Source organism: Aquirufa sp. (genome assembly GCF_044342065.1).
Taxonomy (GTDB): Bacteria; Bacteroidota; Bacteroidia; order Cytophagales; family Spirosomataceae; genus Aquirufa.
This window is the reverse complement of the sequence record NZ_JBIIQN010000010.1, coordinates 23,138-39,525: the sequence shown is the minus strand read 5'-3', so window position 1 is coordinate 39,525 and position 16,388 is coordinate 23,138. Positions and strand designations below refer to the sequence as shown.

The 16,388-nt window shown below is 40.1% G+C and carries 15 protein-coding genes; 8 read left to right on the top strand and 7 right to left on the bottom strand.

Features of this window, described 5'->3' with window-relative positions:
* Positions 1 to 27: 27 nt before the first annotated feature.
* Together ACIQZ2_RS05570 and ACIQZ2_RS05565 are read right to left on the bottom strand one after the other, a co-directional pair.
* Complete coding sequence (locus ACIQZ2_RS05570; protein ID WP_395767859.1) at positions 28 to 300, bottom strand: rhodanese-like domain-containing protein; 273 nt, start codon at positions 298 to 300, stop codon at positions 28 to 30.
* On the bottom strand, positions 297 to 890 hold the full coding sequence (locus ACIQZ2_RS05565; RefSeq protein WP_395767858.1) for a DUF1080 domain-containing protein: 594 nt from the start codon (positions 888 to 890) through the stop codon (positions 297 to 299). Before ACIQZ2_RS05565 ends, ACIQZ2_RS05570 begins: the two co-directional genes overlap by 4 nt.
* A gap of 134 nt (positions 891 to 1,024) precedes the next feature.
* Between ACIQZ2_RS05565 and ACIQZ2_RS05560 the strand changes: the two genes are divergently transcribed.
* Together ACIQZ2_RS05560 and ACIQZ2_RS05555 are read left to right on the top strand one after the other, a co-directional pair.
* On the top strand, positions 1,025 to 1,426 hold the full coding sequence (locus ACIQZ2_RS05560; protein WP_395767857.1) for a hypothetical protein: 402 nt from the start codon (positions 1,025 to 1,027) through the stop codon (positions 1,424 to 1,426).
* Between the two features lie 22 nt (positions 1,427 to 1,448).
* Positions 1,449 to 1,958, top strand: a complete 510-nt coding sequence (locus tag ACIQZ2_RS05555) for a CAP domain-containing protein (RefSeq protein WP_395767856.1) — start codon at positions 1,449 to 1,451, stop codon at positions 1,956 to 1,958.
* A 12-nt stretch (positions 1,959 to 1,970) separates the two neighbouring features.
* Here ACIQZ2_RS05555 and ACIQZ2_RS05550 read toward each other — a convergent pair whose 3' ends face one another.
* The 3 genes from ACIQZ2_RS05550 to ACIQZ2_RS05540 are packed head-to-tail and all read right to left on the bottom strand — an operon-like array spanning position 1,971 to position 5,078.
* Positions 1,971 to 2,708 carry a glycoside hydrolase family 25 protein gene (locus ACIQZ2_RS05550; RefSeq protein WP_395767855.1) on the bottom strand — a complete coding sequence of 246 codons (738 nt, stop codon included), beginning with the start codon at positions 2,706 to 2,708 and terminating at the stop codon, positions 1,971 to 1,973.
* A gap of 19 nt (positions 2,709 to 2,727) precedes the next feature.
* Positions 2,728 to 4,770 (bottom strand): tetratricopeptide repeat protein, encoded by a 2,043-nt coding sequence (locus ACIQZ2_RS05545; RefSeq protein WP_395767854.1) that lies wholly within the window; start codon positions 4,768 to 4,770, stop codon positions 2,728 to 2,730.
* A 53-nt stretch (positions 4,771 to 4,823) separates the two neighbouring features.
* Positions 4,824 to 5,078 (bottom strand): hypothetical protein, encoded by a 255-nt coding sequence (locus ACIQZ2_RS05540; RefSeq protein WP_395767853.1) that lies wholly within the window; start codon positions 5,076 to 5,078, stop codon positions 4,824 to 4,826.
* Positions 5,079 to 5,457: 379 nt separating this feature from the next.
* Between ACIQZ2_RS05540 and ACIQZ2_RS05535 the strand changes: the two genes are divergently transcribed.
* From ACIQZ2_RS05535 to ACIQZ2_RS05510, 6 genes are all read left to right on the top strand, one after another.
* Complete coding sequence (locus ACIQZ2_RS05535) at positions 5,458 to 5,967, top strand: FHA domain-containing protein (RefSeq protein ID WP_395767852.1); 510 nt, start codon at positions 5,458 to 5,460, stop codon at positions 5,965 to 5,967.
* A 30-nt stretch (positions 5,968 to 5,997) separates the two neighbouring features.
* Positions 5,998 to 6,657 carry an FHA domain-containing protein gene (locus ACIQZ2_RS05530; RefSeq protein WP_395767851.1) on the top strand — a complete coding sequence of 220 codons (660 nt, stop codon included), beginning with the start codon at positions 5,998 to 6,000 and terminating at the stop codon, positions 6,655 to 6,657.
* Between the two features lie 6 nt (positions 6,658 to 6,663).
* The gene (locus ACIQZ2_RS05525; RefSeq protein WP_395767850.1) at positions 6,664 to 8,196 is read left to right on the top strand and encodes an FHA domain-containing protein; all 1,533 of its coding nucleotides are present in this window, start codon (positions 6,664 to 6,666) and stop codon (positions 8,194 to 8,196) included.
* Positions 8,197 to 8,201: 5 nt separating this feature from the next.
* Complete coding sequence (locus ACIQZ2_RS05520; RefSeq protein ID WP_395767849.1) at positions 8,202 to 9,953, top strand: Stp1/IreP family PP2C-type Ser/Thr phosphatase; 1,752 nt, start codon at positions 8,202 to 8,204, stop codon at positions 9,951 to 9,953.
* A gap of 73 nt (positions 9,954 to 10,026) precedes the next feature.
* Positions 10,027 to 10,821, top strand: coding sequence for a serine/threonine protein kinase (locus ACIQZ2_RS05515; protein WP_395767848.1), 795 nt, complete (start codon positions 10,027 to 10,029; stop codon positions 10,819 to 10,821).
* A 9-nt stretch (positions 10,822 to 10,830) separates the two neighbouring features.
* Entirely contained in the window at positions 10,831 to 12,276 is a 1,446-nt protein-coding gene (locus ACIQZ2_RS05510; protein WP_395767847.1) for a serine/threonine protein kinase, read from the top strand.
* Positions 12,277 to 12,343: 67 nt separating this feature from the next.
* Here the strand turns inward: ACIQZ2_RS05510 and ACIQZ2_RS05505 are convergent, their stop codons facing one another.
* Both ACIQZ2_RS05505 and ACIQZ2_RS05500 read right to left on the bottom strand, forming a co-directional pair.
* Positions 12,344 to 14,617: a hypothetical protein gene (locus ACIQZ2_RS05505; protein WP_395767846.1), complete on the bottom strand. Its 2,274-nt coding sequence runs from the start codon at positions 14,615 to 14,617 to the stop codon at positions 12,344 to 12,346.
* Positions 14,618 to 14,619: 2 nt separating this feature from the next.
* Positions 14,620 to 16,383, bottom strand: a complete 1,764-nt coding sequence (locus ACIQZ2_RS05500; protein ID WP_395767845.1) for a hypothetical protein — start codon at positions 16,381 to 16,383, stop codon at positions 14,620 to 14,622.
* Positions 16,384 to 16,388 lie beyond the last annotated feature (5 nt).

Sequence of the window (16,388 nt, the reverse complement as noted above, 5' to 3'; positions counted from 1 at the left end):
AGGAGCTCGATAAAAGCTCCTCTTTTTTTATTGTTCAAAATAAGCATCCGTCCCGCCCTCAAGCCAGTCGGCACCAGGAATCATCGCCACGGCCTCCACTGAGCGCCCTCCCCCTTTTCCACAAACGGCTATGATGGGCAAATTGGTGGGTAGTTCATGCAGCCGATCACCTAATTGGCTCAAGGGAATGTGTTTTGCCCAAGGAATATGTCCATCATCAAAATCTTTTTGATTACGAACATCCAGGACAAAAATCTTCCCGTGCTTAAGTAGCGGTTTGAAATCCGATTGGGTCATCATTTGATTTCCCGGATCTGAATTTTTTGGTAGGCTACCTTACTTTTCGGATCATGCGCTTGAATGGCAATGGTACCAGCTTGAATTTTACGCTGATCGGTGCCATTGGTGCGGTCGGCAGGCTCAGTATAATCAATCACCGTTTTGCCATTGATTTTCGTCGTGATGTGATTGCCTTGAACGATGACGTTGAGATCAAACCACTCTTCATCTTTAACATAGGTTTCTTTGGTATCCACGATTCCATAAACCGATGCGGTACGACGCCAGTCGGTATGTGAATTATTCACTTGAATCTCATAGCCCTGTTTTGGCCAGTCTTTTTCCAAAAATGCCGTACAAACGTACAGCCCAGAATTCGCACCAGGGTAGGTTTTCACGCGGGCATGTACTTCAAAATTCTTGGGCGTATAGCCATTGTAAAAGAGGTGTCCGCGGTTTCCATTGACGATGAGTTCACCATTTTCGATGTGGAAGGAAGCGGGATTTTCGCTAATTTTCCAGTTGTTTAAGTCTTGTCCATTGAATAGATCAATCCATTGGGCGTTTGAGGTAAAGCTCGCAAGAAGCAATAAGATGAATAGGTTTTTCATGTGTGTAAGTTTAGAAATATGACCATTAAATAATTTTTACTGCATTGAAGTTACGAGATATCATAATTTCGCATGGTAAACAACTATCAAACGATTTCCCTCAAGTTATGAAAAATCAGAATTGAATCAATTTCATGAAGTCAATTTTCTTATTAACAACATTGCTCATGTTCGGCTGTTCCAAAGACGAAGCGCTTATGCCCGCTGCACCAGAGCTTTCCATTATAGGAAAATGGCAATTGTTGGTATCCCGAAGCACGGAGAATGGAAAATCAACATATGAATACGTAGGAAAAATGGATGACTATATAGAATTCACCACAACGGATATGATTGTTTTCATGCAAAATAGTCGAGGGGCAGCTCGATACAAAGTCATCGAAAAGAATAAAAAAATCTCAATAATTGAAGGGGAGGCCGACGGAAGTGATAGTGTGCTTGAGATCCGCAATTTAACGGCAAAAACATTGACATTGTACCAAGAATACAAGAAAGACAACATTACGTATGTTAATTACATTGATCTGAAAAAATAACTAGCCATAACGATAACTCGCCATGAAACAACTTAAACATCTTCTTTACTTCACTTTAGGAGCGCTTGTTTTTAGTTGTACCAAATCTGATGACCCTGCGATTGCACCATTACCCACAAATGAAATCATTTACGGCATAAACAAAGCAAACATGCTAAGTTTAATCAATGGCTATCGAACAGCCGGTTGTCAATGTGGCACGGAGTCCATGCCCGCTGTGGCTAAGTTGGCATGGAACGACAAACTTGGCAAATCCGCAAGTAAACACAGTACGGATATGGCGACCAAAAATTACTTTAGCCATACGAGTCAAGATGGCAGAACAATGGCGGACCGAGTCAATTCCGAAGGGTATACATGGACAGTATTGGGCGAAAACATTGCTTTAGGGCAAACTTCTGAAAAACAAGTCATGGAATCATGGATTAATTCCCCTGGGCATTGTAAAAACATCATGAACGCCAGATTTACCGAAGTGGGATTTGGTCGGGAGAAAAACTATTGGACGCAGAATTTCGGAAGGCCTAGATGATTAAAACTGCCCCTACATGTTGATGACATAAGGTTTATGTTTGGCTAAATAGCCTTCCCATTCTTCCCTACTGCCTCGAAAAACATTCAAATCAGCCCGATGGGTAATCGCCATTAAATCGGCATCTATATTGAATTGCCAAAATGTACAATCCATCATCGCTGGCCTCCAAGTATTTGTAGCACTAAGCCAAAGTGTATGATGATCAAAATCGTCTTCAATAAAATTGCTATACCCGTTTCCGTTTGTATAAATGATGGGTTTTTGGCGGGTATGTTTTTTCAATTCAGCCATGAATTCCTTTAAGCGCATTCTGACGATTTCATTGCTTACAAACTGATTCCCATCTTGCTCTACATCAATCACAAGGGGTAATTGCAAGTGGCGTCCGTCCAATTGGCGTAAAAAATGCCGGGCCTGCATTTTCCCGTCCACATCAAATCTAAAAAAATGATAGGCTCCCACAGGAATGTCTCTTTTCCGAAAAGCATGATAGTGGCCGATGAAACTAGGGTCCACACGACTATCACCTTCGCTTACTTTTAAGAATACAAAATCCAAATCACCTAAATGATCATACAATATGCGCCCGTTCCAATGTGAGAGATCCAATCCACGCACATCGTATTGCTTGGCTAAGGCCCAAGGGTCGCGCTTTCTTTCGATTCCTGAGGGTGCTCGAAAAAAATAAACCAAAGCGAATAAAAGGCAAACGAATAAAAAAAGTAGCAAGGGAACCGTTTTCGTCATGACTGCACTAAAATTAGCATTATTTTTTATTGCCTGTAATAATCAATTGCTTCTTTTTATTATCGATGGTTATCGTGGCATACCGCCCCATGGCGCTTTGTCCGAACAACATACCCGCTTCCCTATTTTCCACCACAGCCGCTGCTACATTTTCCAGCACGAGCCCGCCTAGTTCCACTTTTTTTAATAAAACAGTCTTCGCGATTAGAGCCTCACCATTTGCCAACGTATAGCGAGCCTTTCCGGTAAAATCCTTCTCATTCAAATATCCATTCTTAATCATAAAATCAACTTCGGTTTGTGAGATTGTAATATCACCCGCTCCCGTATCAAACAGCATTTTCAAAGGTAGGCCATTCACCTTACTAGCAACTTCAAAAGTCCCTCCCCTATCCACTTTAAAAGGAATGACATAGGTGCCGCTAATCGTTGACTCAAGCGGACGAATTACGGCAGATGGCTCCATTTTAGCACCAAACTTTGCCTTCCATTGCGAAACGACATTTTTAAACTCAGGTAAATTCCGAACTAAATCCAAATCATTATCCGTAGCCAAATGAATAAAATCACGATAGCCCTTTTGGAATGAGGAATCCAAATAAGCCACTGATTCTTTTGGTGAGTTCAAAAGAGCATACAAACAAGCCGCATCATAGTAATTCCCATCTTCGGGATACTCGGAAAGAATCTTGGACATCCAAGCCTTAGCCTCATGAACTTTTCCTAATCCAGCAAGCGCAAATTGGCGGGAATTACGCTCCGAACCCGTCATGGTATCTAATTCAATCACCCGGCGAAAATCAGCATTCGCCCGAATGGTGTCTTGGTAACTTTTTTGGTAAAGCCGCCCTCGATGTAAATAGGCAATGGATAATTCGCGATCTAGCTCGATCGCAGTTGTGTAATCAGCTAAGCTGGCAGCTGATTCCCCTGGCAATTCCTCTTTTGCCCAGCCTCGAAACAAATAGTAGTCGGCCGACTCAGGATACAATTCAATAGCCCGATCAAAATCAGCTATTGCAAGGTCATACTTGCCCAGCAATCGATAGGCATTCCCCCGGGCTGCAATGCTTTCCCAATCAGCAGAATCGCTCTCAATGGCTCCCGTATAATCTCCAATTGCCTTCTTATATAAACCCATCTTCGAATATACCTCAGCGCGCTTAGCAAAAAAATGCGGGTATATATTTACTGATACAAGGGTTAAGATTCGCTCAAAATCCTGTAAAGCCTTATCGAAATCACGCTTTTCAGCATAGATTTGGGAACGCAACAAGTACCAATTATCGTTCTGAGGATATTCATTGATTATGCTTGAAATTTTGGCAAGGGCTAAACCAAAATTTTTCTTGGCATATACCAAATAATTGAACTTCAACCGAGCAACCCGATCGTTCAGAGTCAAAGCCGTATAGGCATCCTGAATCGCTAAATCATACTTTTTTAAATAAAAATACGCCATTGCGCGAAAATCATAGGAATCCACGTAATTGGGATCTAGCGCAATCATTTTATTGGCCTCCTTGATAATCGCATCGTATTTCTTTTCTTCCACATATAGGTTACACAATAAACTCCGGGCTTCAAGATGGGTTTGATCTAACTCAAGGACCTTAAATAAATCCACCTTTGCCTTTTCATACATCCGCCAACTCATATAACTGGATGCGCGTTCCAAGTACACTTCAGGAAGTGCTGGAAATAACTTCAAGGCCTTTAAATAAGCCGATTCGAATCTAGCGGTATCGTTAATTTGCTGAAAAATATCCCCTTTGGTGATCCATGCTTTTGCTAATACGGTATCTGCATCAGCTAAATTGGCAATGGCTAAATCAATTTTTTTCAAGCCTTCCACATTTTCATCTTTAGTAAGATGAATTTTTGCCAAATAATAATAGGCACGTCCTTCCTTTGGATGCAACTGCAATTCCTTATTAAAAAAGGGAATCGCTTCATCATATTTTTTTTCTAAGAATGTATTGATTCCCATTTGCAATTGATAACTCTGGGACATAGCTGAGAAGCCGCAGGCCAACAAGCATAACAAAACAATTTTTTTCATTTTCATATATTTCTTAACGTCAATAAGGTTGATAGATCTTATCCAAAAATTAGTTAAGGGTTAATTTTTAGATGTAATTTTAAAATTTGGTGATGGTAGTCGGCCTTATGGTCAACGAACTCAAGTAAATCCTGTAATTCCACAATGGAATACCGCTGCGTACGTTGCAAATTCAAAACTTCAAATGCACGCGTGCAAGCGTCGCGCAACGCCAAAAAAGCGGCATCTAGAACAAAATCAGGATGCTCATCTTTTCCCGCTAGCAAGTCAAACCGATTACGTAATCGGTTTAATTCCTGTTTCTTCATTTACCAACAAATCTTTCAAACGTGTATAATCAATTATTAGTATATAATCCTAAAGTTTAAAGTTGAACTCCTGCGGGCTCACACTGCAACGCACATGTCCCCCTGATTCATCTTAATAGATAAGTCTTATTATGCTTGCCTTTAGAAGAGACCAAAGGTAGAATTTCGCTTCAATTTTAAGTGAGTCTAGAGTAAAATCGAATAAAAAAATAATGACAAAATCATGGCTAAAATTGTAGGACAAAAGTATATTTACAAAAAGTAAGTAAGCCAACGAACATCGTATAGATTGACCGTTAAATAAAAAAACATTGCATTTAAGGTTTGAAAAAACTTAATTGTATCTAAAATATTTCCTATTAAAACTAAAATTACGAATATGCAAGCATTCTCAATTGGCAGATTAAATACATGCGACATTGTTATAAATGATTCAAGTGTTTCTAAAATGCACGCTAAAATTGACCATCAGCATGGTCAGATCACCATTACCGACTTAGGATCAACCAATGGAACTTTTGTCAACGGATCAAAAGTGTATGGTACCCAGGTGTTAAATCAATTTGACATCGTAAAAGCAGGAAATGCACTCGTGCCTTGGATGAACTATGTGGATTTCAGCAGTGTTTCATCAAATACAAACGCTGACGGCCAGAATTCTTATGTGGAAGTGCCAAGCGTAGGAGATTTCATGATATATATGCTACTTTTAGGTATACCACTGGTTAACCTGATTATGGCGATCATTTGGGTAAATAAAGATGATCCTAGGGCCATTGTTACCAAGAATCTAGCTAAAGCATGGTTATGGTGGGCTTTAATTATTTGTGTTCTTTATGGCCTGTTTTTCCTTATTTTCGCTGGTGCGCTTATCGCTGCAATGAGTTAATTATTTCTAAAAATCAATCATAACAACATTATGAGCAACTATACAAAATGTCCCAATGGACACTTATATCCAAATACGGAGACAGCATGTCCGTATTGTCCAAGTGGAAATGCGACAAACATTACGCAGTCGAATAACCTGGACAAAACTTCAATTACCGTACCCAATAACGGGGGCGGGGGAACTGATTTAAATAAAACCCAAATCACAGGGGGGAATTCTGCAGGTGGAAATTTAGATGCAACACAACTTTTTGGTTCGCAAGCGGCACCAGCAGGAGAAGCGTTTGGCAAACCTAAAGACCTAAATCGTACCTTTATCCAAACCGAAGAAGGTTCAGCAGATGGAACATTCGGTGAAGGAAACGCACGCCCATCTCGAAAAATTACGGCATGGCTAATTTCTTATACCATAGATCCGATGGGGGTTGACTTTAGAATTTACGAAGGCACAAATACCATCGGCCGTGATCCTGAAAACACCATTTCTATCACAGAAGATCATAGCATCTCGAGTAAGCATGTATCTCTGCTTTGCAGAAAAGATCGCTTTTATTTAAAAGATGAAATGACAGCTAATGGAACCTTTATCAATGATGTTGATATCGAAATAGGTATTCCATATGAATTAAAAGATGGAGACAAAATCAAAATTGGCTCAACTATTTTGAAGTTTAGAACAGCAATTTAACATACTATGAACAAGTCAAAATGGATTTTAGCATTACTTTTTCAAGGGGTGCTCTTATTTTCTTATGCTCAAAAATTTGATATCAATACCCAGTCTTTTGATTTCAAAAAATTCCCAACTGTCACCACAACGGTATGGACAAGGTCAATATACCCGATTGATACGAGCTCATTTTCCATAAGAGAAAATAATAAGAAAGTTCAAATCAAATCCATTTTTGAAATTGGAGCCCCCGCAAAAGCCAAACAAGCCCCCAACAAGACGGTCTTGATTTTGATTGAAAACCATTATTTACCCAAAGGAGTCAACCAAAGAGCCTTCTTCAAGGCCGTACTATCCCTAGGTATTTCTGGCAAAATCAATTCGAATGACAAAGTTTACGTGGCAAGCTTTGATTGGTTTAGAGGGGGGCAATACATGTTCCTTTCGGATCCGAATCCCAGTAATAATGAGCAAGATGTCATGGCTCAGGTTAACCGGTTAAAAGCGAAGTCATTCTTACCTAATCTTCAAAAAGGATCTGACATCTATTTTGCCTTAGATGAAGCTTTGCAATTTTTATCTAAATCAAAAGATGCATCAAGCAAAAACATCTTGTTATTGTCTGATGATTTGCCCAACATAGCCAGTCAAAAAACGATTAAAGAGATTACTGATTTAAGCCAAAATACCGATATTCCGATTTACGCCATCGGTTACAACATCGGTGCTGCGCGTTACCAACCCGTAACCGAAAATGAAATTTGTAAGGTTACCAATGGTCAATACTTTGTTAGTAAGCGGAATAATATTATTGAAACATCTGATCAAATTGGTCGCTTTTTCGATGATATGATTAAAAATTCAACAGGTAAATACTACAATATTTCCTACTTTTCGAACTTGACCAAAACCGGGGCTGAAAATGAAATAGGCATTTACCTGGATAACGTGAAAGCGCATAGTGTGGTTAAAAGATATCCATTCAATCCGATTGATTGGATAAAGGCAAATGTAATTTTGTTTATTTGCTTGTTGATCGCAATCGCTTTAGCAATTTGGGGATCTTTGGTACTTGTTAAGAATTACAAAAAGAAAAAAGCGCAGCGCTTACAAGAGGCCCAAGCGAAAGATTTTCAGCACGAGCAAGAAATAAGAAGCATCCTGGACAAGCAGCGTGAAACCGAAGACAAGATCGCTAGACAAAAAGCGGAATTATTGGAACAGCAGGAACAAGAACGTCTAGATGCTTTAATGAAAAAGAAAAATGCATTCCCGCGCATTACGTATAATCACAATGGCAACCGGGGAGAGTTTTATGTGGATAAATCAACTTTCACCATAGGTCGCGACAAAGATTCAAACAACTTCCAGATCAACATTGCATCCGTATCCCGAAAACATGCAGCGATTAAATTCATGCAGGATGGTAAATTCATCATTCAAGATTTAGGAAGCTCAAATGGCGTACTGATCAATGGACAAAAAGTAGATTTTGCTCCCATAGTTAACGGTGATCTCATTCAATTAGGGGATGTAAAACTTAAATTCAACATTTAAAGACGATGTCAAATACGAAATATACATTCAAGCATGCCTCATTAACTGATGTTGGCCTTGTTCGCCAACTCAATGAAGATCGCGAACTCGTGGTTCGAATTAATCCTGATTGTATCGCCTACATCGTCTGCGATGGTATGGGAGGACATGATAGCGGCGATAAAGCATCGGAAGCTGCCGTTCGATTTATTTCGGAGTATTTGACAACAAAGCCCATTGATAATGCTTCCATTGCGTTAGCCAATGCCATTAAATTTGCCAACCAGCAGATTTATTTTGAAAGCAAAGTAAGTCCTACGAGTAAAGGCATGGGGACTACTGCCGTGGTCATGCTGCAGTACCAAGATGAAATACATGTAGGACACATAGGCGATAGCCGTGCTTACCGCTTTCTTGATAACAAACTGACTCAAATTACCAAAGACCATTCAGTTGTACAAGACATGGTAGACCAAGGCTTGATTTCCCAGAGTCAATCTGAACATCATCCTCGAAAAAATGAAATCACCAAGGCATTGGGCATTCGAGAAACCGAAGAACCTACTATTTCTAAAAACATCAAGGCCGTAAAAGGGGAGCGCATCGTTCTTTGTTCAGATGGGCTTTCGGGATTAATTAGCCATGAAGTGTTTACTAAAACCTTGCAAACAATTGCTGATCCTATGGCGTGCGCCTTGCAATTAATTAAACTTGCCAAACAAGGTGGAGGACATGATAACATCACAGTTCAAATAATCGATGTGTTGGAAAGCCCGCATAAACAAGTTAAGGAGACGAAATCAAATCAAACTTTGATGCTATCGATTGCGGCAGTGTTTGTAGGGATTTTTGTAGTTACTTTTGCTTTACGCGAATCCATAATTGAAATAATAACAGGACCTAGACCGGAATCAAGCTTAAAAACATCAACCAAAGACGGAGAAAATAGCGGACCAGTATCACTAGGGACAGACAACTCCGATAAAATTGATCTCGATGAGTATGTTTCTAAAGAGACATTAATAAGACTTTTGAAATTTACAAAAAATGAGTCAGGCTATCTAGAAATAATATCAAAGAAACAAATTGATATGTTAAAGAGCACAGATATAAACCTTCTTTCTTATTATAAGATAACAGGAGAAGATACTATCTATAAACTAAGTGACTTTTTTAAAGGAAAAATTAAAAAGAAAATAGAATTTCCTCATCCAACCTATTTCTTTTCTAATCCTGAGCCAACTCTTTACAATGGAAAGACAGGAGATAGAAAGACAGGAGATAGAAAGACAGGAGATAGAAAGACAGGAGATAGAAAGACAGGAGATAGCAAGACAGGAGATAGCAAGACAGGAGATAGCAAGACAGGAGATAGCAAGACAGGAGATAGCAAGACAGGCGATAGCAAGACAGGCGATAGCAAGACAGGCGATAGTAAGACAGGCGATAGTAAGACAGGCGATAGTAAGACAGGCGATGGTAAGACAAGCGATGGTAAGACAAGCGATAGTAAGACAGGCGATAGTAAGACAGGCGATAGTAAGACAGGCGATAGTAAGACAGGCGATAGTAAGACAGGCGATAGTAAGACAGGCGATAGTAAGACAGGCGATAGTAAGACAGGTGATAGCAAGACAGGTGATAGCAAGTCAGGCAATGGTAAGAGAGGCAATGGTAAGAGAGGTAATGGTAAGACAAGTAATGGTAAAACTGTTGATGGCAAAACAGGTGATGTTAAAACTAGTGAAGGCAAAACCGGTGATGGCAAAACTAGCTAGACTAGTCGTTAATTTAAAGTACTCATTTAAAGATTTAAATCAATCGCCTCATAAAATAATTCGATAAAATCCAATGAGATTAGGACAGTACGATACCATTGAAACGTTAAGTGAAGGGGCCTCTGGGATTGTATACCTGGCTGTTGACACGTACACAGGGTTTCCTGTGGCGATTAAAGTATTAAGGCAATCTTTTCATAGCAATGCTGTAGCGCTTGATAAATTTCAATTTGAGGCAAATCAATACCTCTATCTGAATCATCAAAATATCGTTACCCTAAAGGGATTCAATTTCAACCCTCCTTACCTCGTCATGGAGTACATCGAGGGGAATACCTTAGATGAATACGTAAAGAAAAATTATCCGAAGGGAATACCGCAAGCATTGGCTATTCAAATCATGATTCAAATTGCGGATGCCATTCATTATGCGCACATGAGGCAATTTCCTGTTCTTCACCTTGATTTGAAGCCAGCGAACATCATGATTAAACCTGATGGGAATATCAAAGTAATTGACTTTGGGATATCCCGAAATACCACACAGATTAATCCATCCATGTTTGTAGGTAGCCCCTACTACATGAGTCCGGAACAAGTGAATAATGCAAATGTCACGCAGCTTTCCGACATCTATTCACTTGGGGTTACCCTATTTTATCTACTCAAGGGAAAAGCGCCGTTTGATCCCAAGCTTAACATTGATGAAGTTTTCGCTAAAAAACTCGATGGGGAACTCGAGGGCATCGGTCCCGCTAATTTTCCTGTTAATTTAGCAAATTGCATTAAAAAGGCTACTCAAGTTAATCCGATTCACCGCTACCCAACTTGTTTGGAATTTAAAAAAGCGCTCATTTCACTGTTATAAGTTCATATTATGATAAATGCCATTATTGCCAACTACAAAGTAATTTCCGTCTTAGGAGAAGGTGGTATGGGATCAGTATACCTTGCGCAACATATTCACGTCGATAAAAAAGCGGCGATTAAATCTTTGCATAAGCGCTTACTGCGTAATGAGCAAATCAAATCAAGATTCTTAAATGAGGCTAAAACGATGTCGGGATTAAAGCATCCCAACATCGTCGAAATGTATGATTACGAGGAAAATGATGCCGGCTGCTTTTTGATTATGGAATACGTGGAAGGGATCCCGCTGGATGAATACATCATCAAGGAGTCTGGTCCCATCCCAACGGAAAATGCGATTAAAATTTTTAGTGGCATGTTGAAGGGATTTGCCTATGCCCATAAGAAAAAAATCGTACACCGGGATGTGAAGCCATCCAACATCATCATCTCACGGGACTTCCAAACGGTGAAAATTTTAGACTTTGGTATTGCCAAAATATTGGATGGGAACAACCGAGATTTAACCAAAGATGGCACCCAAATGGGAACCGTTTATTACATGAGCCCTGAACAAGTTCGTGGCGAGGCCTTGGATAAATTAAGTGACATCTACTCCTTAGGGGTTACGCTCTTTCAGATGTTGACAGGTATGAATCCCTATGCAAAATACAATACAGAACTTGACATCTATTTAGAGATTACCAAACAAGCACTACCTAGCGTTCAAAGTATCTATCAATTTGCATCAGAAGAACTAAATGCGATTATTCAACATGCCACACAGAAAGAAAAAAAGGATCGTTTTCAGACCTGTGAGGAATTTTTAGAAGCCCTTAACCAAATCGGAAATCCGGATTTTAAACCAGCTGCCACTAAAATTACTACGTCGCCTGCTTTAAATTTACCCCATGTTGAACAAGATGCTGAATATGAAGCGGCATTACCTACCTCAATTTGGCAGAATAAAAATGTAATCATTGGAGCTGTTGCTGCATTACTGATTGTCGCAGGTGGAGGGTATTATTTTACTAGAGATACACCAAAGGTGGAAACTGCTACAGACTCACTTATAGTAGCTGATGCACCGGTTATTTCAAATAAGGAAAAAGAGAAAAAGCCTAAAAAAGAGAAAAAGTCTATATCAGAAATATCAGTACGCGGATCAAGTCTCCCTGCCCTAAGTGCAAAAATAAAGAAAGAATCCGAACGAATATTAAGTAACAACCCATACCTATATCCCGTGGATGTCCAACTCAATCTAGCATCGCGTAGGTTTTCATGCCGTTTTGAAGAGCGCTCATCGCCTTCGAACATCATTAAGTTGGGCTTGTATTTTGGCCCAGTGGATTTAGGGTGTGAGAGTTGTAGTTCCGTGATGCAAAACAATCCAGGTTCAACGGTTTTTGCTAGTCAAAGTGATGGTAATTTTGATGCGCAGGTGATAGGCATTTATGCTTCATCAAAGAAATAAGCCTCGGAAAAAACTTCCTTATAATTAATTCATAGAACTTGTTATACTAATTTATTGGCCTTTATTTTTAAAGTGTTGTGAAAGTTCTTACACCATAGTATACCGTACCAAAACAATTGGTGGCATACGCCTGAGCATAGTAAGTCCTTCGTGATATTAGTCCTGTGGCACTAGCCTGGAATAAACCCGTTGTTGATTGTGTCCCGACCGAACTTGAAACACCAGCGCCATTTAATTGAGGATTCGTATTTGTAGAACTAAAACAAACTCCTCTTGTAACATTGGAATCTCCTCCTAAGCTTGTTAAATTATACGTAATAAGCAAAGACGTTGTACTTGCGCTGACTGACGAATAGGATACTCCAGCAGCCTCGCACAATGTTTTAAAACTAGTTACCACAGGCAAAGTCGAACGCCCTATTTCGTTATTTGCGAAGGCTTGAAACCAATAATTCGTATTAGGAGATAAACCCGATATCGTCCCTGAGAAATTAGGAAGATTTATTGAGCCTGAAATAGTCGTTGCTCCTGACATGGAAGCATTATTTGCCCATAGAAATCCGGAGGAAGATATCGTTCCAAATCCATCTGAATCGATTATACCGTTTACCGTAGCTGAACGTGCCCCTGGAACCACTTTATCATTTCTGACAATTGGAGTAGTCTTATTGGGTGTTGTGAAAGTACTTCTTATCTGACCAATGGTCTCCCCAAAAGCATTTCTCGCAAATGCCCACACATAATACTGTACATTCCCAAATACGATATTATTGCTAATAGTATTCGAATATTCTCCTTGGGGAAACCCTTGGATTGAACTGGAGCTTTCCTTAAAGGTGAATGAATTAGGATTTGTGCTATAGTAAAACCCGCGTTCCGATATTGGTAATCCCCCATCAGAATCAATAATTGCTGAAACTGGAATACCCTTTCCTATAAATACACCAGGGGTTGGTGCTCTATTTATCACAGGTTTCGTATTTGCCAGCGTGAGAACAGCTACAGGATTGCTGGCAATTGTTAATCCAAAATCGTTTCGTGCAAAAGCCGTAAAATAGTAAAATTTACCTGCATCTAATGACGTAATTAAACTGGAGAAATCACCCAATTTTACTCCCACAGGAAACACGCGCGGGTTAATTCTAGGATCTGGATTGGTACTGACATAAAATCCCATTTCTCTAATCGGGCTTTCCCCATCACCCAATATCCGAGCATTGGCAATAAATGAGTAATAACTCAAGCCACTCGAATTAATGTTCACAACGCTCGGTGGTCCCTTCGTCGTAAACACTTGCACATCTGTATGCGTATTTTTGTTGATCTTATCCTCACTTTCATTTATTGCATAGCCGGTTACATAATACGTAGTTCCAGCTTTAAGATCCTTAACGTCAACCTCAAAAGTCCCACTACCCGATGGGTCTCTAGACAGAATTGAAAGCATGTTCCTAGTTAAACTATTCTCATACAACCTTACCTCCGAACCTTCTTGGCTAAAGAGAGGACTTTTATTCGTTGACGATATTGCAAAACCATACCTTACAATCCTTCCACCTTCAGCCGACGTGATTTTCATCCTTAACCTAACACTGGTTGCCTCTTTATTTGAAATAACGATTGGGTCGATCTTTGGTGGACCCATCTCAGTCGTCACTTGAAATTGCTTCCCGTAAGACGTACCGTTTCTGTTGGTGGCATAGGATCGAATAAAATAATTCGTTTTGGGCAAGAGCCCCCCTACGGTCGTTTCAAAATAAGACGCACTCGTAGTAACGGGCACAACACGATTTTGACTATTATTACCAGTCAGTAGAATAGTGGGTAAGGGATTTACGGATATACAAAATCCTCGAGATTCTACAGGTTCTCCTCCGTCATTCGCTAAGGTGCCTGCCAACTTAATATTGTAGGCATCCCTCGACATCGAAAAGCTGTTTCCTAGTCGAGGTCTTCCTTTGATGGTCTTAAAGGTAACTTGTTGGCCATATACCGTACCATAATAGTTTGTCGCATAGGCCCTGACAAAATAATCTCTAAATGGAATTAAGGTATCTATTTGAACTAAAAAGTTACCCAATCCAGCCCCTGCTTTACGTCGGTCCTTACCCGAAATCGTAGGATTAGCACTTGTACTCCAAACAACCCCTCGCTCGATGATGCTTTCCCCGCCATCGGTTTTGATTATTCCCCCCGCAAAAGCCGTATCAGGGCCAATGGCCGTAACTGGTGTACTGGTTGATATTTCTACTCGATTCGTTAAGCCCAATATGGGGTCTTCCAATTTGGTACAAGAACAAATGGCGAAAACGATTCCGATAAAAAATACAATGTGTCTCATAATTAAAACGTAAATCCTACACCAAAGTCAGCGGAAATAAACAAACTACTCGCCCCTTTAATCAAATTAATTCCCCCCTGTAAATTAACATTCTTAAACTTAACTGTTCCTCCTACCTCAGCCTCAAGGCCATTTGCCGACTGTACTACATTCTTAACCCAAGAGTCAGAAATACGTAAACCCGGATTTGCATAGCTGAAGGTCTGCGCATTCCAATAAACATCGTTATTGCCCATTCCTCCACCAACATATACATTAAATCCTCGGAATTCCTTCATATAACCTAATGTATAGGAAACACGCTGAGAAGCCACCTTATCTGAAATAATATAATAGGTATTCGTATTTACAGGGAAGTTTGTGATTTTTGAATTATTCGTCTCCAAATTTGATGAAACCGTACCTAAAGTACCTAAACTAGCCTTTTTGTAACGAAGGTATACCTTATACGCATCAGCTTTTCCTATACCTGCCATGACATAGAACGGTTGAATGGCTGAATTTCCCCCACTAAGGATACCTCCTCCTACATAGAAGCTTGTATTTGACGCTGGCGTTTCTGATGTAGGCGTAACGGCAGGCTTGAATATCGGTAATTTTTGCTCAGAAGCAACCTCGGGCGCTGCCTCTTGCTCTGTCTGATTCGATCCTACAACAGCGCTAGTTTCAGATGATGCATTTGGATTACTATCAGGCAATGGCTCAGATGACCAATTTACATCCGCAAATGTCACGAGCTTCGCATTACTTGCACCACATGCATTCTCAAATCGATAATAGTACTTTTTACCTGGCTTAAATTCCTTATCAATCAATAAAAATTCATTTGAAGCGAAGCGATGTGCCGGGTCTATGGAATCCCAATACCAAGAAACTGGAATACTGCTGATTTTTTCCGATCGCTCGATATTGATAATAATACCCCCTTGATTAGGCAATACATTTTTATTGTAATTAAGGTTATTTACCGGCAAGGGGTTTACCACATAATTGATACTAATGCACTTAGTTGGTGCCTTGGGGCCCACCATCTTCAAATAATATGCAGTCGTTTCGGTAGGACTTACCACCAAGGTATCTCCAGCCCAAATTTGCTCGCCTTCACAGGTGTTCTTGGACCAATGATATTTAATCAAATCATCCTTTTTCCCTCCGACAGGATAAAACGCTACTTCTGCTCCCGGACAATTTAGTTTCTTTGCTTTTATTCCAATGGAACTGGCCATCTCATAAATCATAGGAGGCCTTGGCGTTCCTGGTGTTGTGACACCGCCGGTTGGCCGCCCTCCACTAGGCACTTCTAAGGTGGCAGGATTCACGAGTAAGCACTCTGAATCTTTGGTCGGATCCTTCTCCCAACGAAGATTTACGTCATAAAATGCTTTGATTAATCTGCGCCCTGTGAATGAATTATCTGAGTTGGGGTCCAAAAGAGGCTGAATCCCATCCCATCGATCATTTTTCTGCTTCACGCCCACATTCAAGTTGACCGTTTTACAAATCAATACCCCTGAACAATCCTCAAACATAATCTTAAAGGTCAAATACCGATCAAAACCTAAGATTTTTTTTAGCGATTCAATCTTAAATCGAAACTGGTGATTGGTATTCCCAAAACCAGCCACATCGCAAGAGTTTTTTTGTAGGCGATATTCGATTTCAACACGCATATCTGGGCTATCTTGAATAAAACCCGCTGATTCCCAATCGCCGGTAACCGGGATCGAATCCAGGGGAACTTGTGCGCGCAATTCTAAACTACTCACTACTA